Origin of the sequence: Roseibium sp. HPY-6 (assembly GCF_040530035.1) — a bacterium.
Lineage (GTDB): Bacteria > Pseudomonadota > Alphaproteobacteria > Rhizobiales > Stappiaceae > Roseibium.
This window is the reverse complement of record NZ_JBEWCD010000001.1, coordinates 2,189,339-2,209,597: the sequence shown is the minus strand read 5'-3', so window position 1 is coordinate 2,209,597 and position 20,259 is coordinate 2,189,339. Positions and strand designations below refer to the sequence as shown.

At 55.5% G+C, this 20,259-nt stretch carries 19 protein-coding genes; 13 read left to right on the top strand and 6 right to left on the bottom strand.

All coding sequences use genetic code 11. The annotated features are described in order from the left end of the window. Positions 1–175: 175 nt before the first annotated feature. The 6 genes from chpT to ABVF61_RS10190 all read left to right on the top strand — a co-directional run bounded on the left by chpT (position 176) and on the right by ABVF61_RS10190 (position 6,764). Positions 176–820: a histidine phosphotransferase ChpT gene (gene chpT, locus ABVF61_RS10215; protein ID WP_353993406.1), complete on the top strand. Its 645-nt coding sequence runs from the start codon at positions 176–178 to the stop codon at positions 818–820. A 132-nt stretch (positions 821–952) separates the two neighbouring features. Beyond that, positions 953–3,751: a hybrid sensor histidine kinase/response regulator gene (locus ABVF61_RS10210; protein ID WP_353993405.1), complete on the top strand. Its 2,799-nt coding sequence runs from the start codon at positions 953–955 to the stop codon at positions 3,749–3,751. Beyond that, the gene (locus ABVF61_RS10205; RefSeq protein WP_353993404.1) at positions 3,748–4,245 is read left to right on the top strand and encodes a chemotaxis protein CheW; all 498 of its coding nucleotides are present in this window, start codon (positions 3,748–3,750) and stop codon (positions 4,243–4,245) included. The genes ABVF61_RS10210 and ABVF61_RS10205 overlap by 4 nt, the downstream gene beginning before the upstream one ends. Before the next feature lie 33 nt (positions 4,246–4,278). Next, positions 4,279–4,644 (top strand): response regulator, encoded by a 366-nt coding sequence (locus ABVF61_RS10200; RefSeq protein WP_299483244.1) that lies wholly within the window; start codon positions 4,279–4,281, stop codon positions 4,642–4,644. A 21-nt stretch (positions 4,645–4,665) separates the two neighbouring features. Beyond that, entirely contained in the window at positions 4,666–5,883 is a 1,218-nt protein-coding gene (locus ABVF61_RS10195) for a protein-glutamate methylesterase/protein-glutamine glutaminase (RefSeq protein ID WP_353993403.1), read from the top strand. Beyond that, positions 5,880–6,764: a CheR family methyltransferase gene (locus ABVF61_RS10190; protein WP_353993402.1), complete on the top strand. Its 885-nt coding sequence runs from the start codon at positions 5,880–5,882 to the stop codon at positions 6,762–6,764. The genes ABVF61_RS10195 and ABVF61_RS10190 overlap by 4 nt, the downstream gene beginning before the upstream one ends. Before the next feature lie 37 nt (positions 6,765–6,801). On the opposite strand, the gene ABVF61_RS10185 is transcribed toward ABVF61_RS10190, so the two are convergent. Then, positions 6,802–7,707: a LytTR family DNA-binding domain-containing protein gene (locus tag ABVF61_RS10185; protein WP_353993401.1), complete on the bottom strand. Its 906-nt coding sequence runs from the start codon at positions 7,705–7,707 to the stop codon at positions 6,802–6,804. Between the two features lie 305 nt (positions 7,708–8,012). On the opposite strand from ABVF61_RS10185, the gene ABVF61_RS10180 reads away from it, so the two are divergent. Together ABVF61_RS10180 and ABVF61_RS10175 are read left to right on the top strand one after the other, a co-directional pair. Then, positions 8,013–8,981 (top strand): MBL fold metallo-hydrolase, encoded by a 969-nt coding sequence (locus ABVF61_RS10180; RefSeq protein WP_353993400.1) that lies wholly within the window; start codon positions 8,013–8,015, stop codon positions 8,979–8,981. Between the two features lie 214 nt (positions 8,982–9,195). Continuing rightward, entirely contained in the window at positions 9,196–9,561 is a 366-nt protein-coding gene (locus ABVF61_RS10175; protein ID WP_353993399.1) for a VOC family protein, read from the top strand. Positions 9,562–9,656: 95 nt separating this feature from the next. Here the strand turns inward: ABVF61_RS10175 and ctrA are convergent, their stop codons facing one another. Further along, on the bottom strand, positions 9,657–10,349 hold the full coding sequence (ctrA, locus tag ABVF61_RS10170; protein WP_299483262.1) for a response regulator transcription factor CtrA: 693 nt from the start codon (positions 10,347–10,349) through the stop codon (positions 9,657–9,659). A gap of 371 nt (positions 10,350–10,720) precedes the next feature. On the opposite strand from ctrA, the gene fliI reads away from it, so the two are divergent. From fliI to ABVF61_RS10155, 3 genes are all read left to right on the top strand, one after another. After that, complete coding sequence (fliI, locus tag ABVF61_RS10165) at positions 10,721–12,046, top strand: flagellar protein export ATPase FliI (protein WP_353993398.1); 1,326 nt, start codon at positions 10,721–10,723, stop codon at positions 12,044–12,046. 28 nt (positions 12,047–12,074) lie between these two features. Beyond that, complete coding sequence (fliJ, locus tag ABVF61_RS10160; protein ID WP_299483266.1) at positions 12,075–12,482, top strand: flagellar export protein FliJ; 408 nt, start codon at positions 12,075–12,077, stop codon at positions 12,480–12,482. 205 nt (positions 12,483–12,687) lie between these two features. Then, complete coding sequence (locus ABVF61_RS10155) at positions 12,688–13,122, top strand: paraquat-inducible protein A (protein WP_353993397.1); 435 nt, start codon at positions 12,688–12,690, stop codon at positions 13,120–13,122. A gap of 51 nt (positions 13,123–13,173) precedes the next feature. Here ABVF61_RS10155 and ABVF61_RS10150 read toward each other — a convergent pair whose 3' ends face one another. Further along, entirely contained in the window at positions 13,174–14,250 is a 1,077-nt protein-coding gene (locus tag ABVF61_RS10150) for a DUF2336 domain-containing protein (protein WP_353993396.1), read from the bottom strand. 289 nt (positions 14,251–14,539) lie between these two features. Here ABVF61_RS10150 and ABVF61_RS10145 point away from each other — a divergent pair, with 289 nt between their 5' ends. Then, positions 14,540–16,822: a mechanosensitive ion channel domain-containing protein gene (locus ABVF61_RS10145; RefSeq protein WP_353993395.1), complete on the top strand. Its 2,283-nt coding sequence runs from the start codon at positions 14,540–14,542 to the stop codon at positions 16,820–16,822. A 203-nt stretch (positions 16,823–17,025) separates the two neighbouring features. Here the strand turns inward: ABVF61_RS10145 and ABVF61_RS10140 are convergent, their stop codons facing one another. Then, entirely contained in the window at positions 17,026–17,694 is a 669-nt protein-coding gene (locus ABVF61_RS10140; RefSeq protein ID WP_353993394.1) for a hypothetical protein, read from the bottom strand. A 315-nt stretch (positions 17,695–18,009) separates the two neighbouring features. Here ABVF61_RS10140 and ABVF61_RS10135 point away from each other — a divergent pair, with 315 nt between their 5' ends. Continuing rightward, positions 18,010–19,071 (top strand): N-acetylmuramoyl-L-alanine amidase, encoded by a 1,062-nt coding sequence (locus ABVF61_RS10135; protein ID WP_353993393.1) that lies wholly within the window; start codon positions 18,010–18,012, stop codon positions 19,069–19,071. A 409-nt stretch (positions 19,072–19,480) separates the two neighbouring features. Here ABVF61_RS10135 and ABVF61_RS10130 read toward each other — a convergent pair whose 3' ends face one another. Together ABVF61_RS10130 and ABVF61_RS10125 are read right to left on the bottom strand one after the other, a co-directional pair. After that, complete coding sequence (locus ABVF61_RS10130; protein WP_353993392.1) at positions 19,481–19,675, bottom strand: helix-turn-helix transcriptional regulator; 195 nt, start codon at positions 19,673–19,675, stop codon at positions 19,481–19,483. Further along, a complete protein-coding gene (locus ABVF61_RS10125) occupies positions 19,675–20,073 on the bottom strand; it encodes a hypothetical protein (RefSeq protein WP_353993391.1) in 399 nt (132 codons plus the stop codon). Before ABVF61_RS10125 ends, ABVF61_RS10130 begins: the two co-directional genes overlap by 1 nt. Positions 20,074–20,259: the final 186 nt, after the last annotated feature.

Below are 20,259 nucleotides of genomic sequence, written 5' to 3'. Positions count from 1 at the left end.
TACGCCTGAAACACGCCCGGTTCCGCCAATTTTCGCCAAAACGGCAACTTTCATCTGGATGATTTGGATTGCGCCGCGGCGCGATCTTGGCAGCGCCATTGCGGATGTGTAACGGTTTTACAAATTTCTGCGAATCAGAACCTTGCTTAGACCCATAGAAGAGCCCTGCACCACCATGTCCGCACTTAAAGAGCTTTCCTCTCTGGACCTCGCCGCCTTGGTTGCCAGCCGTGTCTGTCATGACATCATCAGTCCGGTTGGAGCAATCACGAACGGTCTTGAGGTCCTTGATGAAGAAGGTTCTGAGGACATGCGCGACTTCGCGATGGATCTCATCCGGAAAAGCGCGCGGCAGGCTTCTGCCAAGCTTCAGTTCGCGCGGCTGGCTTTCGGCGCTGCCGGGTCTGCCGGAGCCGAGATCGATCTGGGCGATGCGCATATCGTTGCCGCCGGGTTTATGGAAAACGAAAAATCCGATTTAATTTGGCAAGTTTCCCGGCATCTGATGCCGAAAAACTATGTGAAGCTTCTTCTTAATCTTATTCTTATCGCAAATCAGTGCGTTCCGCGCGGCGGCGAAATCAAGGTCGAGATGGAAGGAGATCCGCAGTCTCCGTCCTTCACTCTCGCTGCAAGCGGTCTCAATCCGCGCATCCCCTTGGGAATGAAGGAAACTCTGGACGGAGAAGAGCCTGAAAGGGTCGATGCGCACTCGGTTCAGCCTATCTACACGTTGCTTTTGGCGCGTGAATCCAACATGGTATTAACAATAGATAAACAAGATGAATTGGTAAAAATCACGGCCCTTCCCAAGGTCTAATCCGGCAAAATAAAAGTCTCTCTCCGTTTCAGCGTATCTTAACTCTTTGAGGTCAACCTACTCTCATGGACTTTCGGTCCAGACATCCGTTTCAGGATGCGGAACCAGTAACAAGTCGGGTGAGAGCAGGCCATGGACGACCTCCTCAGGGAATTCATTACAGAGACGAATGAAAGTCTCGATGTTGTTGACGTTGAACTCGTAAAATTCGAGCAGGAACCGAACAACGCCACCATTTTGGATAATATTTTCCGTCTGGTGCATACAATTAAAGGGACTTGCGGCTTCTTGGGCCTTCCCCGGCTTGAAGGCATTGCACATGCGGCCGAAACCCTCATGGGCAAGTTCCGGGACGGAGCGCCCGTCACGCAGGAAGCGGTTTCGCTGATCCTGATTTCCATCGATCAGATCAAGGACATCCTTGGCGAACTTGAGGCTGCCGAAGGTGAGGAACCCGAGGGCGACGACAGCGAGTTGATCGGCAAGCTTGAGGAAATGTCCGCCAAAGCCGACGTCGCGATGGCCGGCGGTGGCGCCGAAGAAGCTGAAGCGCCGCAGGAAGAGCCCGAGGCAGCGGAAGCTGAAGCCGAAGAAGACGAAGGTCAGACGCTGGAGCGTCCGTTGAGACCTGGCGAAGTCTCCCTTGATGAACTGGAGCGGGCGTTCCAGGAAACCGAGATCGAGGTTGAGATCGCGGACGAGGCCGTTGCAGAAGCTGAAGAGGTTGTCGAGGAAGTGGAAGAACCCGCTCCGGCGCCCGCAGTTGCAAAAGCCGAAGCCAAGCCAGAGCCCAAGAAAGCTGCGGCTGCGAAGAAAGCAGGCGGCGAGGGCGGTGAAAAGAAAGCTGCTGGCGGCGGTGTTTCCAATCAAAGCATCCGTGTTGCGGTCGACACGCTTGAGCACCTGATGACAATGGTGTCCGAGCTGGTGCTGACCCGGAACCAGCTCCTGGAAATCGTCCGTCGGCATGAAGACAGCGAGTTCAAGGTTCCGCTGCAGCGCCTCTCCAATGTGACTGCAGAGCTGCAGGAAGGTGTCATGGCGACCCGAATGCAGCCAATCGGAAACGCCTGGCAGAAACTGCCGCGCATTGTACGCGACCTCAGCCAGGAACTTGAAAAACCGATCGAACTGGAAATGATCGGCGCCGACACCGAACTTGACCGTCAGGTCCTTGAAATGATCAAGGATCCGCTGACGCACATGGTTCGCAATTCAGCCGACCACGGTCTCGAACGGCCCGAAGAACGGCGTGCCGCCGGCAAACCTGAAAAAGGCATCATCACTCTTGCTGCCTATCATGAAGGCGGTCACATCATCATCGAAGTCCGCGACGACGGTAAGGGCATCGATGTCGAGAAGGTGAAGGCCAAGGTTCTGGAGCGCGGTCTTGCGACCGAAGCCGAATTCGAGAAAATGACGGATTCCCAGATCCACAAGTTCATTTTCGCCGCCGGCTTCTCGACCGCCGCCGAAGTCACCAGCGTTTCCGGACGCGGCGTCGGCATGGACGTTGTGCGCAACAACATCGAACTGATCGGCGGTACCGTCGACCTGCGCTCTACGACCGGCAAAGGCTCCAGCTTTATCATCAAGATCCCGCTGACACTTGCCATCGTATCGACATTGATCGTTGAGGCGGGCGGTGACCGGTTTGCCATTCCGCAGTTGTCGGTCGTGGAACTTGTCCGCGTTCAGACGAACTCGGAGCACCGCATCGAGCGGATCAAGGACACGCCGGTTCTCAGATTGCGCAACAAGCTGTTGCCGCTGGTTCACCTGTCGCAGTTGCTGGGCATCTACGAAGGTGAGGACGCCGACCAGGCGATTGATGCCGACAATGGCTTCATTGTCGTCATGCAGGTGGGCAGCCAGACCTTCGGCGTTGTGGTGGACGGTGTCTTCCACACGGAGGAAATCGTGGTCAAGCCGATGTCGACCATGTTGCGTAACCTCAACATGTTCTCTGGCAACACCATCCTGGGTGACGGCTCGGTCATCATGATCATCGATCCGAACGGAATCGCCGGTGCAATGGCAAGCCATGCATCAAGCTCGGTCGCAGAGTCCGAGGAAGACGATCGGGAAGATGTGCAGCGCAAGGCAATGTCTGGACAAGATTCGATATCCCTCCTGCTTTTCCGCGCCGGTGCACCGGAACCGAAGGCAGTGCCGCTTTCGCTGGTCACACGCCTGGAAGAATTCGAAGTCTCCAAGATCGAACGTTCGAACGGCAGGGACCTCGTCCAGTATCGCGGCGCACTCATGCCGCTGGTCTATGTCAACGACGGCGATTGCCACAAGTCGGAAGGAACCCAGCCGATGCTGGTCTTCTCCGATGCCGGGCGGTCGATGGGTCTCGTCGTCGACGAAATCGTCGACATTGTCGAGGACCGCATGAATATCGAAGTCGGATCGGAGCGTCCCGGCGTTCTCGGGTCGGCGGTTGTCAAGGACAAAGCCACCGAGATTATCGACCTTGGCTACTATCTCCCGCAGGCATTCGAAGACTGGTTCATGCGCAAGGAGATGGATATTGAGGCCTTGACGAAGAAGGTCCTCTTTGTCGACGACAGTTCGTTCTTCCGGAACATGCTGACACCGGTCCTCAAGGCCGCGGGCTACGACGTTACCACCTGTATCGGACCTCAGCAGGCGTTCGAACTTCTGGAAAACGGCGACAAGTTCCACGCTGTCGTCAGCGATATCGAAATGCCGGAAATCAACGGCTTCGAGTTCTGCGAGTCATTGCGCCGCGATCCGCGTTTCCGCAACATCCCGATCCTCGCGTTGTCGTCGCTGGTGACACCGGCGTCGATCGAGCGCGGACGTCAAGCAGGCTTCGACGACTACGTTGCCAAGTTCGACCGCCCAGGCCTGATTGCAGCCCTGAAAGATGTCTTCTCCAATGAACTGGGAGCAGCAGCATGAGTGTGTTGGAACACAACCTCAATGCGGATGCGGATGCGAATTCCGCCAGCGACATGATCCAGTACGTGACTGTCGTGATCGGAGGTCAGCTTTTCGGGCTACCGATCTCGCAAGTGCACGACGTTTTCGTTCCGGAGAGCGTCACCCGGGTGCCCATGTCCGCTCCGGAAGTGCAGGGTGTCTTGAACCTGCGCGGCCGTATCGTAACGGCGATCAACATGCGCCGGCGGCTGCACCTGCCGCCGCTCGAAGACGAGCAGATGATGGCTGTCGGGATCGAATACAAGCAGGAGAGCTATGGGCTGGTCATCGACACGGTGGGCGAAGTGCTGACGCTGCCCGCAGCTTCGGCAGAAACGAACCCGTCGAACCTGGATCGTCGCTGGGCTGAAATCTCCGGTGGTGTCCACCGCCTTGACGGCCAGTTGATGGTCATTCTCGATGTCGACCGCCTCCTCGGATCTTTGTTCACCGAACCGATGGCAGCAGCGTAACGGCCACATGGCCAACGAGTGGAGTAACAGGTGATGAAACAGTGCCTTGTAGTCGATGACTCAAGCGTCATTCGTAAGGTGGCACGCCGTATCCTCGAGGACATGAGCTTCGAAATCACGGAAGCCGAGGACGGGCAGCAGGCGCTTGATGCCTGCCGGAAGACGATGCCGGACGCGATCCTTCTCGACTGGAACATGCCGGTCATGGATGGTCTGGAATTTCTGACCAGCCTCCGGGCAGAAGAAGGCGGTGAAAATCCGATCGTGGTGTTCTGCACGACGGAAAATGACGTCGCCCATATTGCGCGGGCCATCCGCGCCGGCGCAAACGAATACATCATGAAACCGTTCGATAGGGAAATCGTCGAAGCCAAGTTTCAAGAAGTCGGTCTTATCTAGTTTCGAGTTGGACAGTCTTTAATGGCACTAGCACAACGAAGTGTTGCCGCGGGCACCAATCCCGGCAACGATCCGATCAAAGTCATGGTCGTTGACGATGCCGTCGTGATACGAGGCCTTTTGACCCGCTGGCTCGGGGAAGACAAAAGCCTGAAGGTCGTCAGCTCGCAGCGGAACGGCAAACTCGCTGTCGAGGACATAGAAAAAAGCAATCCGGATGTCGTTGTTCTCGATATCGAGATGCCGGAAATGGATGGCATGACGGCGTTGCCGCTGATGCTCGCCAAGAAGCGCGACCTTGTGGTCATCATGGCTTCGACCCTCACCCGGCGGAATGCGGAAATCAGTCTGAAAGCACTTTCTCTGGGGGCTGCCGACTATGTTCCCAAGCCGGAATCGAGCTCGGAAGTCACTACATCAGTCGATTTTCGCCGCGAACTGATCGAGAAGGTGAAGGCTCTTGGAGCGCGTGCCATCCGGATGCGCGGGCCGGCCAGAACCATGCGGGCAGAGACCCGCGCCGGAAAGACCGCGCAGCCGGTCAGACCGGTATCAGCGCGGCCAGCGACGGATACGCGTGCCAGCTTCCGGGGGGCAACCCAACCGGCTGCGGCTGCCGGTCCAAAATTCCAGACACGTCCTTATTCATCGGCCCGGCCGCGAATTCTGGCGATCGGCTCTTCTACCGGCGGGCCGCAGGCTCTGCAGGAAGTGATGAAGGAAGCCGGTACGGCGGTGAACGATGTACCTGTCGTCATTACGCAGCACATGCCGCCGACCTTTACCTCGATCCTTGCCGAACATCTCGGCAAGGCGGCCCTGCGCCCATCGAAGGAAGGCGAGGACGGTGAAATCCTGAAACCGGGCAACATCTACGTGGCTCCCGGTGGCAAACACATGATCGTCGAGAAGGATGCCGGGGCTGTCAAAATCCGGCTGACTGACGGCGCTCCGGTCAACTTCTGTAAACCTGCCGTAGATCCGCTTTTCGACAGCGTCGCCAAAGCGTACGGATCGGCGAGCCTTGCTGTCATTCTCACGGGGATGGGGCATGACGGCGCAGAAGGTGCCAAAACGATCTCTTCCGGTGGCGGCAGTATCATCACACAGGATGAGGCCACCAGTGTTGTCTGGGGGATGCCTGGGGCTGCGGCCGCGACCGGCGTTTGCAGCGAAATTCTGCCGCTGAACCAAATTGGCCCGAAAATTTCACGCGTCTTGAAGGGGAACACACGATGACTCCAGGCGAGTTCGAATTCCTCAAAACTTTCCTTAAGACGCGCTCCGGACTGGTTCTGTCGAACGACAAGCAGTACCTGGTTGAAAGCCGATTGCTTCCGATTGCGAGAAGCTCAAAGCTTGAGACACTGAGCGCAGTCATCCAGACGCTGCAGCGTGGTTCGAATCGCGCCCTTGAAACCGAAGTCATCGAGGCGATGACGACGAACGAATCGTTTTTCTTTCGGGACAAGACGCCTTTCGATCATTTCAAGGATACGATGCTGCCCGCGTTGCTCGAAGCGCGTGCGTCCCGAAGGCAATTGAAGATCTGGTGCGCGGCTGCATCGACGGGCCAGGAACCCTATTCTCTCGGCATATGCCTGAAAGAAGAAGCTTCCAAAATGCCCGGGTGGCGAACACGGGTCCTTGGAACCGATCTGTCGCAAGAAGTGCTCGAGAAGGCAAAAGCCGGCATTTACAGCCAGTTTGAGGTTCAGCGCGGTCTCCCGATCCAGATGCTTTTGAAGTATTTCGATCAAAAGGGTGACATGTGGCAGATCAATTCCGGCATGCGCGCGATGATCGAGTGGAAAAAGCTCAACCTGCTCGACAGCTTCACGCATCTTGGTGAGTTCGACATCGTCTTCTGCCGAAACGTTCTCATCTATTTTGACCAGGCGACCAAATCAGAGATCCTGGGCCGGCTTTCAAAGACGCTCCCGGACGATGGCTTCCTGGTTCTTGGCGCAGCTGAGACAGTTGTCGGTCTGACGGATGCGTTCAAACCGGTGCCCGGAAAACGGGGTCTCTTCCAGAAAAAACAGGCTGTACAGGCTGGAACCGGCTCAACGACAGCTCCAAGGCTTGCCGTTGGCGGCGGGTCCGGGTTTGCCCGGTAGCTGTCTTCCGGGACGATTAATTATCCGAAAAAGGCGGTCAAGTGGCCGCCTTTTTTGCTGAACTGTCGGCGGACTGGATTTGTTGGCGGACATCTTCGGCGTATTTCCGGCTCACCGGGACGCGCTCGCCGCCGGTAAGATCGAGCCACAATCGTCCTTCTTCCCTGACTAGCCGGTCCATGATTTCGTAGGCAACCCAGTGACTGCGATGCACCTGCATGCCCCTGTCGTGCGGGAGTTCTGAAACGATGTCGTTGAAACGGTAGAGAACCATGCGGTTCTCGGTGGCGTTTATCAGGCGCACATAGTGTTCTTGCGCCTCGACACGCAGAACAGGTGCTTGAAGAGGCGGATCAAGGTGTCGCTGGTAGCCTATGCCCACAGAAGCCTCGTCTTCCGTTAAATCATCCGGCGCAGGATTTTCAGTCTCGACAGCTTGGTCGCGCACGGGTTGCGCCTCATGGCTGTCTTCGACGCTCTGTGTTTCCCCAGTCCTGAAAATCAGCGGGATCGACAAAAGAAAACAAAGCACAAGGTGATTGTCGGATAGGTAGACCAGTTCGAGCAGGAAAGACCCGATATGCGTTTGTCCGGTGGCGGCATTTCCGGATCCTGCCGGGGCTTGCGCGCCAGATACGAGCTCATCCAGTTCCGGCAGACCGAGTATGAGATCCAGTGCCGTCACGGCGAGCGCGAACGGCACCAGACTGACCAGTGCGGCGACAATCACGATCACGCTGAGCCGCCCCTTGAGCCCGGGCAATCGCCCCAGCAATTCCAGGAAAGCTGCGAACAGTCCGGCCTCCAGCAGAATGCGCGTGCTCCAATAGGCATAGAGACCCGCGATTGGCCATCCTTCAGGGCGCTGTATCTGCGTAGACGCCAGTAGCCAGGCGGCGCTCAGGGCAAGCAAGAAGAACTGTGTCGTTTGGTTGCGGACCATATCAAACGTCGCGATTGGGCACCGTCCAAGTATGGCCGAATGCGCGTGTCATTCAAGAAGCGTGAATTTTTCTTAACTTAACTATCTGAAAAAAATCAAGTAATTGCCTGGGAGCCAAAGTTGAAGAAGTGGCGAAATAACAGGTCTTTGAAGAAGAAGCGGGTTTCCTTTCAAAGGCTATGCGCCAAGTTGTCAGCAAGGGTGAAGCAGCGGGTGCGCAGTGCGTTTGGAGATTTTCCCAACCCAATGAGCCCGATCAAGTGTCAAACCTTTCTTGAACTAACGAAGCTGCCGGAGTGACGAATATGGGACTTAATGTTGAACTGACGCGTAGAGCTGCTCTTCTTGGCGCAGGGGGCGCCGTGGCGGGAGCGAGCCTTGGAACTGTCAATCTGGCGCACGCCGCGGCTGAAAAACAGGGTGCAATGACCGCTCCTGTCGCACGTTACGCTGTTGGCGATTTTGAAGTGAACACGCTGCTTGACGGGGCCGTTACCGTTGGCGAACCCCAAAAAACCTTCGGAATGAATGTGGAGCCGGATGCCTTCGTTGCGCATTCGGAAGAAAATTTCATTCCCGCTGATTCGTTCAAGGCCTATTTCACACCCACTCTCGTGAATACCGGCAGCGAGCTCATCTTGTTCGACACCGGCGTGGGGGAAGGTGGGCGTCCTGCACGCGGTAACATGCGTGCTGCGCTTGAGAGTGCCGGCTACACGCCGGAACAAGTCGATATCGTGGTCATAACCCATATGCATCCCGACCATATCGGTGGCCTGATGGAAGGCGGCGCGCCGGCATTTGCCAATGCCCGTTATGTCACGGGCCAGAAAGAGTATGACTTCTGGGCTGCGATGGATCCTGAGGCGAATGGCGTCACCAAGCTGATGACAAAGAATGTGAAGCCACTGGCTGATAAAATGACGTTCCTCGGCGATGGCGGGTCAGTGGCATCCGGTGTCACCGCCGTTGCTGCTCACGGTCACACGCCGGGTCACACGGTCTACATGCTGGAAAACGGCGGCCAGCAGCTTCTTCTGATGGCGGACACGGCCAATCACTATGTCTGGTCGCTTGCGCGGCCGGATTGGGAGGTTCGATTCGACATGGACAAGGAAGCAGCTGCCGCAACCCGGAAATCTCTGCTTGCCATGCTGGCGGCCGACAAGGTGCCCTTTGTCGGCTATCACATGCCATTCCCGGCTGTCGGCTATGTCGCGGTCGACGGGAGCGGTTATCGTTACGTTCCGGCTTCCTATCAGATGCATCTTTAAAAAAACGAAAGTGCACGTGGCAATGCAAAGGGCCGGCAACGCCGGCCCTTTTTCTGTTCCAGTTCAGGCCATTTTTTCAGATTCTTCCGACAATTCAGCCAGGATTCCCAATGCATCCCTGCTGCACGCTTCCCGTAAGCCACGAACCGCAGACCTGAAGCTTTCATCGTGGCAAGATGGCTTTGTACGCGAAGTCTTTCAACGGGAGTGCGCTATGAGAAATGTTGTGGGTGTTGGCGGTGTGTTTTTCCGCTCAAAGGATCCCGAAGCGCTGTCGCTTTGGTATGAGACACATCTGGGCATCAACAAGGTGCCGAAGGACATGGAACAAGCGCCCTGGATCTCTGAGGGCGGCGTTACAGTTTTCGCACCCTTTGCCGAAGACACGGACTATTTTCCAAGCGATCGGCAATTCATGCTGAATTTCCGCGTCATGGATCTGGACGCAGTCCTGGCATATTTGCGGGAGCAGGACATTACAGTGTCACGCGAGGAAACAATGGATGGTATCGGCCGCTTTGCCAGGATCCACGATCCGGAAGGCAATCCGGTAGAATTGTGGGAACCGGAAAACAGCTGAAGCCGGTACGAACGAAAGACGTCCTGCCTGTCTTATGTGGCCAAACAAAAAGCCCCGGAAAAACCGGGGCTTTTCAAATAATCCAATATCGCCGGTCAGGCAGCTGCTTCAACATCCGGCTCGCGAAGAACATATCCGCGGCCCCAGACCGTTTCGATGTAGTTCTTACCCGACGTCGCAGAAGCGAGTTTCTTGCGCAGCTTACAGATGAAGACGTCGATGATCTTCAGCTCCGGCTCGTCCATTCCGCCATAGAGGTGGTTCAGGAACATTTCCTTGGTGAGCGTGGTGCCCTTGCGCAGTGAAAGCAGCTCGAGCATCTGGTATTCCTTACCGGTCAGGTGCACGCGCTGACCGCCGACCTCTACCGTCTTGGTATCCAGGTTCACCTTCAGATCGCCGGTGACAATCACCGACTGTGCATGTCCCTTGGAGCGGCGGACGATCGCGTGGATCCGCGCAACCAGCTCGTCCTTGTGGAACGGCTTGGTCATGTAGTCGTCTGCGCCGAAGCCGAGACCGCGAACCTTGTCCTCAATGCCCGCGTTGCCGGACAAGATCAGGATCGGTGTCTTGACCTTGGAGACGCGAAGCGTCCTGAGAACCTCGTAACCGGACATGTCCGGCAGGTTCAAATCCAACATTATGATGTCGTAATCGTACAGTTTGCCGAGGTCGATGCCTTCCTCGCCAAGATCTGTCGTGTAGACGTTGAAGTTCTCGGACTTCAGCATCAACTCGATGCTCTGCGCTGTGGCGCTATCATCCTCAATCAACAATACACGCATGCCAATCCCCTTGTTCTGCCTTTCCTGGGCAAGTCGCAACGGCTGTGTCGGCGCCTGCTACGAAGGACTGTGTTAACCCCGACTCAAAGCTATCGGTTAATGGTTAACAAAATATGATTCGCAGCGGCAAGCTCCGAAGAAATGAATCTGTGAACAACGAGCAACTTGTTGAATCCCCAAAAAAAACACGAATTCACAAAGCTTAATGTTGAACATTAAGAAATCGATCTAACCGACTCCGTTCAGATTCCTTTCAACAAAACCGTTCTGACTTCGAAATGGCCCTCGCTTGTCAGCCTTCCAAAGGTTAAGATTAACCAGAGTCGTAAACGATCGGTTACCAAATCCGTTAACTGAGAAAGGAATTTTCCTTGAAGGCGCTTTTCGCCGAGATTGATTCGCTCATGCAAACCGAAATCTACGGGCGTGTCACTGCGGTTCAGGGGCTCCTCGTCGAGATTGCTGGGCCGATTCACGAGATGAGCGTCGGGTCGCGGCTTTTGATCGAAAACGGTGAGGATAACCCGAAAGTCCCGGCAGAAGTGGTCGGCTTTCGAGAAGGTCACGCGTTGTGCATGCCGTTTTCGGGCCTTGAAGGGGTCCGCATGGGATGCAAGGCGGTCATCAGTTCCCGCGAAAGTGTTGTGCATCCCGGCGACGCGTGGTTGGGCCGGGTGGTAAATGCACACGGTGAACCCATCGACGGGAAGGGGCCCATTCAAAACGGGGGAACACCCCGCAAACTTCGCAGCACACCGCCACCGGCGTCTGAGCGCAAGCGTGTCGGCGGTCCGCTCGACCTCGGGGTCAGGGCCCTGAATACCTTCGTTACCTGCTGCGAAGGGCAGCGCATGGGCATTTTCGCAGGCTCAGGTGTCGGCAAGTCGGTCCTGATGTCCATGCTCGCAAGAAACACCAGCTGCGATGTCGCCGTCATCGGACTGATCGGTGAACGCGGCCGGGAGGTCCAGGAATTCATCGAGGACGACCTTGGCGAGGAGGGTCTTGCACGGTCAGTCGTCGTGGTTGCGACATCGGATGAAAGCGTGCTGATGCGTCGGCAAGCGGCCTACCTGTCGGTGACTGTTGCCGAACATTTTCGGGACGAAGGCAAAAATGTTCTTTGCATGATGGATTCCATCACCCGGTTTGCGATGGCGCAACGCGAAATCGGACTTTCCATTGGTGAGCCGCCGACGTCCAAAGGGTATACACCGACCGTCTTTACTGAGTTGCCGCGTCTTCTGGAAAGAGCCGGTCCGGGCAAGGTCGGCTCGGGCTCAATTACCGGTCTCTTCACGGTGCTAGTGGAGGGCGACAATCACAATGAGCCGGTCGCAGATGCCGTGCGCGGTATTTTGGATGGCCACGTTGTCATGGAAAGGGCGATTGCCGAGCGTGGAAGGTACCCGGCCATCAACGTGTTGAAGTCCGTTTCCCGAACCATGCCGCGCTGCGTCCCTCCTGAACAGCTTCCCGTTCTGAGAAAGGCTCGGCAATTATTGTCGACCTATACGGACATGGAAGAACTCATCCGGCTGGGTGCATACCGAAAGGGCTCAGACCCCACTGTCGATGAAGCGATTCACCGGTTTGGCCCCATCGATGACTTCCTGAATCAGGGAAAAGGCGAATCAACATCACTTTCTGACGGATATTTTCAACTCGCCAACCTTTTGGAAATGACTCCGGAGTAGACTGCCTATGTTAGGGGAGTATTGAGTTATGAAAACCCGCGACAGTTTGATCCGTTTGAAGCGGTTCCAGGTCGATGAAAAGCGCAGGCAACTCGCGCAGATTGAAAGCATGATTGCTGAGTTCAATCGCATGGCCGATGAACTGGATGACCAGATTCGTTCCGAACAGGAGCGGGTCGGCATTACAGACGTCACCCATTTTGCCTATCCGACGTTTGCCAAAGCTGCTGCTGACCGGCGCGACAATCTTCGCAATTCCGCGCATGAGCTGGATGACCAGTTGCAACGCGCCCAGGATGAGCTCAGTGCAGCCATTGAAGAGCTGAAGAAGTTCGAACAACTTGAAGAACGCGATCACCAGCGCGAGAGAACGGCTCAGGAAATTGCCGAACAGGAGCAGCTTGACGAAGTTGCTGCACGGGCGCGCCTGCGTTAGAAGCGAAAATTGCACGGCGCGGGTTTCGCCAGGGCGAACCCGCAATGAGGCGAGAATGATGCCTGGTCGTCTGGCAAGACGGGCAGGTTTTATTGTTTGGTGCCCGCCGAAAACGGTCTTGAGTTGTCGAGCTATTGCACTGCGGCCCACTTTTTGACAGATGTCTGAAACTCAATTGTCCTGACCTGCGGGGAGCAATTTTTTAATGCGAACATTTCTGGCATTGCTTTTGCCGTTATCCGCTTTTTCCTTCGCACTCGGTCTTACGCAACCGCTCATGCGTTTTGAGAAACTCTATTTCCTGGAAGAACGGCCGAACCTCGTCGAAATGATCACGGAGCTTTGGCGGCAGGGCGACATTGCACTTGCGTCGATCGTCGGCCTGTTTTCGATCGGCTTTCCTGCAGTGAAAATACTTCTCATCAATATTGCTGCAATGACGGGCGGAAGCTCGCGATCGCTCGCACTTTTGTCGACGGTGAGCAAGTGGTCAATGCTTGACGTAATGCTGGTGGCCCTCGTTCTGTTTGCTGCCAAGACCAGCGGCCTCGCGGCCGCCGCTATCCTGCCGGGTCTCTGGTTTTATGCCGCGGCAACAATTACGACTGCGGTTGCCGCGAGTTTGTGCAAGCGCACTTGATCCCGCCTTCTTGTGAAGGCCGTTTCAGAGTTTTCAGTGAAGTAGATTTGTCTAAGCGGATTTATCGCGGCGCCGCGCTTGAAAATCGTCACACCGGGACTGCCGGGCTTTTGCCGCTTCCGCGACATGCTTGACGTAGGCGGAAGTCCATTCCGCGCCTTGCGCTGCGGGGAGTTTCAGGTGCGCGCACCGGGCCTTGGCCAAGAGCGCGAATGCCGGCATGTCCAGGCCGGCCTTGGCCGCAGTTCTGAGAACCACATCCCGCTTCCCGTTGAACACAGCATCCTTCAAAGCGGACAGTGCGATCCTGCCGCGTGCGCTAAGCAATTCGATGGCATGGTTGAAACGGCCGTCCTGCAACAGCAGGATCATAAGTTCATCCAGCGTCACGGTCGAGCGTTCGGCCTCGCGCCAGAGAGAGCCGATATCCTGTGTGCTGAGGGCTTCGCCAAAGGTTTTGCGCAGCGCCTTCAGCCGGGCGATCTGATCGCGTTGTTCCTGCGAAAACGAGCCTTCGATAATATTGCGCAAACGCTTCTTGATGTCGTCGTTCACAAGCGGAAGCAGTTCCTGACATACTGCGGGAGACAGATCGGAGCGAAGCACGAGATCGTCGCAGAGCGCACTGTCCTCGAGCGCGAGCTTTCCAAGTTTATGCATGGTCTCGCGCGAAAGTTTTGCAGTCTGGTTGCCGGCAAGCGCGCGGTGCACTTCTGCGCCGCCCTTTTGTGCAAGTGCGTCTGTTACTTCTGCCGGCAGATCCTTCCGGTTTGCCAAAACGAGCATATGGTCTTCACCGGCTTGCGCCACGAGGTCCAGCAAATTGTCCAGTGTGAACAACTTGCACTCGGCCAGCACCGGCATGGCAACCTTGACGTCGTCCTTTGCGATCCGCAACACAAGATCGGTCGGGCTTTGCGCGCTGGGTGCGAGTTTCTGGGCAAGATGGAGCCGGTCATCCAGGTCGCTGTTGCCATAGAGCAGCAGCATGACCTCTGCGAACAAATCAAGCTCCTTCGAGGAACGCTCGTTCAGGTCCGTCACGACAAGTTTGCTGACCGCGGCAAAAAGCTTTTGCCGGCCCTCCAGGGTCTCATCTTTTGCAAGACTGATGAGCGAACTTGCCATTTTTCCTCCGTAGCGGGAAATAATGAGGCAATATTGTTATTTTTACGTTACCGAAAAGTGGGCGGTGGTTAATTCACCTAACGTTAGTTTGTGCTGTTGAGATCCGGGTTTATATTGTTTGAAGATTATTTAAGCAGCCTTAATATAGGCATGATCTGGTGTTCACATTACTTGCCAAGTGACTAAATCCGTTGACTATTTTCGTAGGTGGCTTTTCATACCGCGCCGTTATTTTCTATTGTCGTGAAATGAAAGGTTCGGGTCTCCCCTCAACCGAAGCGGATTTGGCATGAAACCTCTGCATTTTTGTCGCGCAGCCCTGATTGGCTTTGCTCTTTTGTTTGCAGTTCCGGCAGCCGGGCAGACAGACGCCGCTGCCAACGACGAAAGTGCTGACCTGAAGCAGGCAAGCGAAGCGCTCATAAAGGTTTTGAACGACCCTGACAGCCGCAAAGAACTCATTGAACTTTTGAAGAAAAACGCTGGTGAAGACCAGGTCGCTCCCGAAAACGGCGCCGAGGCATCGCCGGAAGCGACAGCCGACACCGAGGAGTCCGTGTCCGCAGGGCAGGGTTTCGTTATTCGCGTCGGCGAATACACGCGCGCCATAGCTGATGAGATCGGAGTCGTCCTCGACCGGTCCCGGCATTCGCTCAGGGGGCTGCTGCTTGTTTTGCGTGGCGACATTCCGATCAAATGGGACCGGGTGAACGAAGTCCTCTTGCAGGTGATTATCGTCCTGGCAACTGCTTATGCGGCGTTTTGGGCCGCCCAGTTTGTTGCCCGGCGGCTTTATCCCAAGATGGCGGTGCGCGCCCGCTATGGCGGTGGCCTGATGCGGGCCACGATCCTGATTGTGACGACGCTTATCGACGCGCTTACAGTCGCAATTGGGCTGGGGGTCGGCTACTTCGTTGCGCTGACGGGTTTCGGCGGCCTCGATACGGGCGTAACCATTCAGGAAAGCCTTGCGCTCAATGCCTTTTTCATCACGGGAATGGCCAATGTCGCGTTGCGGTTTGTGTTCGCACCGAAGCGTCCCGAACTCAGACTTTTGCCCTTTTCCGATGAAGCTTCGGACTACTGGTATGCGCGGCTGCGCATTTATATGTACTGGAACAATTTCGGGGTTTTTCTAGCGGTTCCAGCGGCAAACCTCGCGGTTTCCTTCGTTCTGGGAAATGCGCTTCGGTTCCTCATCGTGCTTTTGGGCATGCTCTATCTGATGGTTCTCATCAAGCAGAACCGCGTCAAGGTCCGCGAGGGCGCGAAAGCCTATGCCGAGACGATGCACAGCGTTCTGGCGCAAAGAGCGCTCTCCAATCTCGGCAATCTCTGGCACATCGGCGCTTACGGCTACATTCTCGCTGTTTTTCTGGTTTGGGTGACGCGCCCTTTCGACGCCACGACAATCATTTTGCGGGCGACCGGGTTTTCGATCATCACGATCATGGCCGGCATGCTCATTTCACTGGTGATGACCCGCGCCATCAAGGGCGGTATCCGGTTGCCTGATGACATTCATCAGAAACTGCCAGCACTGCAATACCGTCTCAACGCCTTCGTTCCCCGCCTTTTGAAGATTATCCGCTTTGTCGTTTTCATCGGAACAATTCTCCTGCTCATGGATATCTGGGGGCTCTTGAGCGTTGTCGACTGGATTTTCAGCGAGGCCGGTTTCTCGCTCGTGAGCAGCTATGGCGCTGCCATCCTGGTCCTGCTGGTCGCCTTTGTCGTTTGGCTGGCCGTCATGTCCTGGGTCGATCTGCGCCTTCAGTCCCGCGCGGGGTACATTGTAAGTGCACGTGAGAGGACCCTCTTCCAGCTGTTCCGCAATGCCTTCACGGTGGTTATCATTGTCATGGCGGCGCTCCTGGCGCTCTCTGAGATCGGGGTCAATATCGGGCCCCTGATCGCCGGTGCCGGTGTCGTCGGTCTGGCGATTTCCTTCGGTGCCCAGACACTGGTGAAAGACATTATCACCGGAGCCTTCATTCAGATCGAAAACGCCATCAACGAAGGGGATGTCGTAACGGTTGCCGGTGTTACCGGCACCGTGGAAGGCATCACGATCCGCTCCGTGCGCATGCGGGACCTGGATGGAACGACCCATATCATTCCGTTTTCCTCCGTCGACATGGTCTCGAATTTCATGCGCGGCTTTTCCTATCATGTCGCGCTTATCGGTGTTTCCTACGATACCGATATCGCCTATGCGAAGGAGGCCATGGAAGAAGCCTTCCGGCGCCTGCAGGAAACGGATTTCAAATCGAAAATATTCGGTGATCTGGAAATGCACGGCGTGACCGCCTTCGGGGCCAGCTCAATCGATATCCGGGCGCGCATCAAGACCACACCTGGCGATCAATGGAGCGTCGGGCGCACCTACAATGAGTACATCAAACAGGTGTTCGATGAGCGCGGGATTGAAATACCGTTCCCGCAAGTCACCTACCATGCCGCGACGCCGCCTTTCGCCGACGAAGCAAAAGATCCTAAGCAGGCCGGCAAGAAGAAGGCGAAACCTGCGGAACCTGAGGACGACGCTCCGCCGGAAAGTGAAGAGCACTGAGGAGCTGGGCGGTAGCGGACCAAAGAAAACAGTTTCGTCGTATCCGTCAGAAGTGTCCGCCAGTAAGACGGGACATACATCAAGGTCCGATCACTGAGGACTACTCGTCAAAACATAAACTGTTCCCTGTCCTGGACCGGCAAAAGATGGTGTTGAGACGCCTACGAGGCAAATTGCAAAAATAGCGACAGCGAACAGGTTGTTCATTTTTTTGGCTCCGCGTACTTGATATCGATTTCGTTTGTGATCGGGGCATAAATTTTGGAGAAAAAAACGTCGCCAACAGGCCCGATTGCAATGTCCCATCCTTCTGCCTCGCGGGCTTTGAATAGGCCTACTGCCGTAAGGTCGCCCAAGAAGCGATCCCGCACCTTCGCCGGTTTTGTGTTCTTGCCATTTCCAAAGAGCTTGCTGAGTTCCTTCAGGGACACCCCGTCGGGAACACCTTCCGCATGGCGCCTCATGGCCAGTTGGTTCAGAACGACCGGGGTCATGGATTCGACAACCAGATCTATGATCCGATCATTGAGTTTCTGAATGACGCCACAAGCTTCCAAACGCCTTAGGAAGTTCAGGATTCCATGCTCATATGCGCGGTCCAAGAGCATGCGCTCGCGTCCGCATTTGAAGACAATGGAGTTTGTAACGGGCAGATCCGGCCACCACGGCTCATACCGCAGGTCGCCTGAGCCAGAGTAGCTTTGCGTACCTTCTTGCATCCAAAGCAAGGTAGCTTCAGCCTCTTCTTCAATTTTCGCAATGACATCCGACCGCGTGAAGTAGTCACCAGACCCCTTCACAAATCCAGGGAGATAATCTCCACCCGCCCAGCGGGTGTCAGAAATCTCGGGACGACCCTCATCGTCGAACATGCGTTTTCCTCACCATTGTTTTCGACACTACACCGTGTAGACAACTCGACAGATATGGGGACAAAGAAGGTGAATAGAACCTGAACAGGGAAAACTGGGGGTCCATCGGGCCCCCTCTCGACGGAAGCGCCCACAGGTCGTCTCCTCCCCGGATTGATCCTTCATCCATACATCTCGAGCCATGAGCTGACGCAACCAACCGAGGCTCATCACATCTGAAGACGGATTGTTCTGCCGATGTGTTTTTCATGAATTGCCGATCGATGCACGAAGCATTGAGAGGTTTCGACCAACAACGTGGAAGGGATTGGTCAGATGAAAAGTTTAGCAAAAGCTATTGTCGCCTCCACTCGCCTCACGGACGCGGCTAAAACCATTGCTATGGCCCAAGCATTGCTGGAATCGGGCCGCGGTACGTCACGCCTCTACATCGATCACAGGAATCCGTTTGGGATGAAGTACCGCCCCCGTATCGCCGCGCATGCAACACCGGTGCAGTATGTTGCCAGTGACGGTGAGGACACTTATGCCCTGTTCGCTACGCTGGAAGACACGGTTGATGGGTATGCGACATTCATCGAGACAGGTCCGTATAAAAAACCGGCGGACAACTCGGTCGAGACTTATCTCGATACTTTGGTCGAGGGAGGGTATGCCGTCGACCCCGCTTACCGAGCAAAGGTGCTCTCTCTGATCGAGGAAGCAAACAACCTGCTCGCGGAGGCGGCCGATACCACCACCGATACCGTGGTGCCAATTACTCCCCGGAGAAGCGCGCGCTTGCGTGTTGGCATAGTCGTTGGTCACAACAGCCACGGTCAGGGCGCTTATGCGACTTCGCCGATTGACGAGAGTGAATACCCCTTCAATACGGCTGTTGCCGAGCTGATGGCTGAATACGCATCTGAGTACGAAATCGAAACGGCGATTTTCTATCGCCGATATGCAGGCTCGTACTCCAAGGAAATTGACACTGTTTACGCCGAAACAGATGCTTGGGGTGCCGAAGTGACGATCGAGCTTCACTTTAACAGTGTTGGTAACTCCAGCGTACGCGGCAGCGAAGTGCTCGCGAGTCGATCCACCGCATCACAAAGCCTTGCAGAGTTTGCACAGGACGAATTGGTGGGTTTGTTTGGTCGAACTGGCAACGCCGATCGTGGTGTCAAAGTCCGCCAGCCTGGTGGCGAACGCGGTTGGCGCTCGCTCTATGCAGGTCGAGCACCAGCCATTCTGGTCGAACCTTTCTTCGGCTCGAACAAAGACGACCGCAATTTGATGGCACAAATTGGCAAACCCGCACTTGCCGAAGCCTATCTGTCCGCTTTGGCCAGCTACGCGGGTCAGAACCGCTCGGCACTCGATCTTGTCGCGTGAGCTTTCTTATTGAAGCTTCAAGCCCCCGGTGGAGAATTTTACCGGGGGCGAAATGTCAAATCCGATATGAGCAGCCAGACATTCCAAGTTGCATCTGACACGGGCGGTTGCTTGACCGGCCTGTTTGTTTCTGTCCGGGAGCCTTTGGCATTTGTCCAGGTGAAAACTAAAAGCCAGCGAGCCGTATTCCACGATGCGGTTGGTCATCCCGGGTAACTCCCTCGTCAGAATGGAAGGCTATTAAAAACTCTATCCGTGCAGGCCATTCGACCCAAGGACATACCTTTTGATATTTGAGAGGTGGCCCAGGTTGATTTCAATTTTCAATCCCGCAGACTTAAGAACGACGATCGAAGCGGTACAGCTCTCGTCCGGCAGTTTCGCCATTCGTAAACGAAAGCGTGTCCGATCACTTCTCATCTTCAAAAATGTCTTCGATCTTTTGGTCGAACAAACGCGCGATCTTGAAGGCCAGGGGCAGGGAGGGATCATATCGACCGGCTTCGATGGCGTTAATTGTTTGCCGGGAGACATTGAGGCGGTCCCCGAGAGCGGCCTGGGACCAGCTTTTTTCCGCACGAAGCGCCCTAAGGCGGTTCTTCATCAAAAGACGCCTTCTCGTTTTGAGATGAAGGTTGTTGCAAGGCCCTGGATCGCCCAGAAAATCGGTAAAAGCCAGAACACCGGCAGCCTCGGTGCATCCGCAAGTCTTTCGAGCTGACCCCATCCGGACGCGATGATCATGATGCAGGCGACGCCGATCAAAGTCCCCTTGATCTGAATAAGCCGAAGAAACTCGTCAAGTTCCATGGCAAAGCGCCATTGTGCCCAAAAGGCGAGGAAAATTGCACCAATCGGAACAAGTGTCAGACCATACAGGGCAAAGGGTGGAAGAGCGCCACCGTCCGAGAGCCACACTATTCCGGCGGTGGCTGCAACATAGGTGACCATCGCAGGGACAAAAGTTTTGAAAAACCGGAAAGTTGCTTGTTCGACTGTCATGTTCCGACCTCCAAATTGGAAAGTATCCTTTACATATCGCAATCGAGCAAAATGTAAAGGACATTTTACATTTTGCGCAAACAGCAAGTCGGCCTTTTTGCTGATATCGGTGCGCCTTCTCTCAGTCTTTGGCTGGTTTCAGATACCGCATCTGTGCCTCGCAACCGAAAACAAGATCGAAAAAAC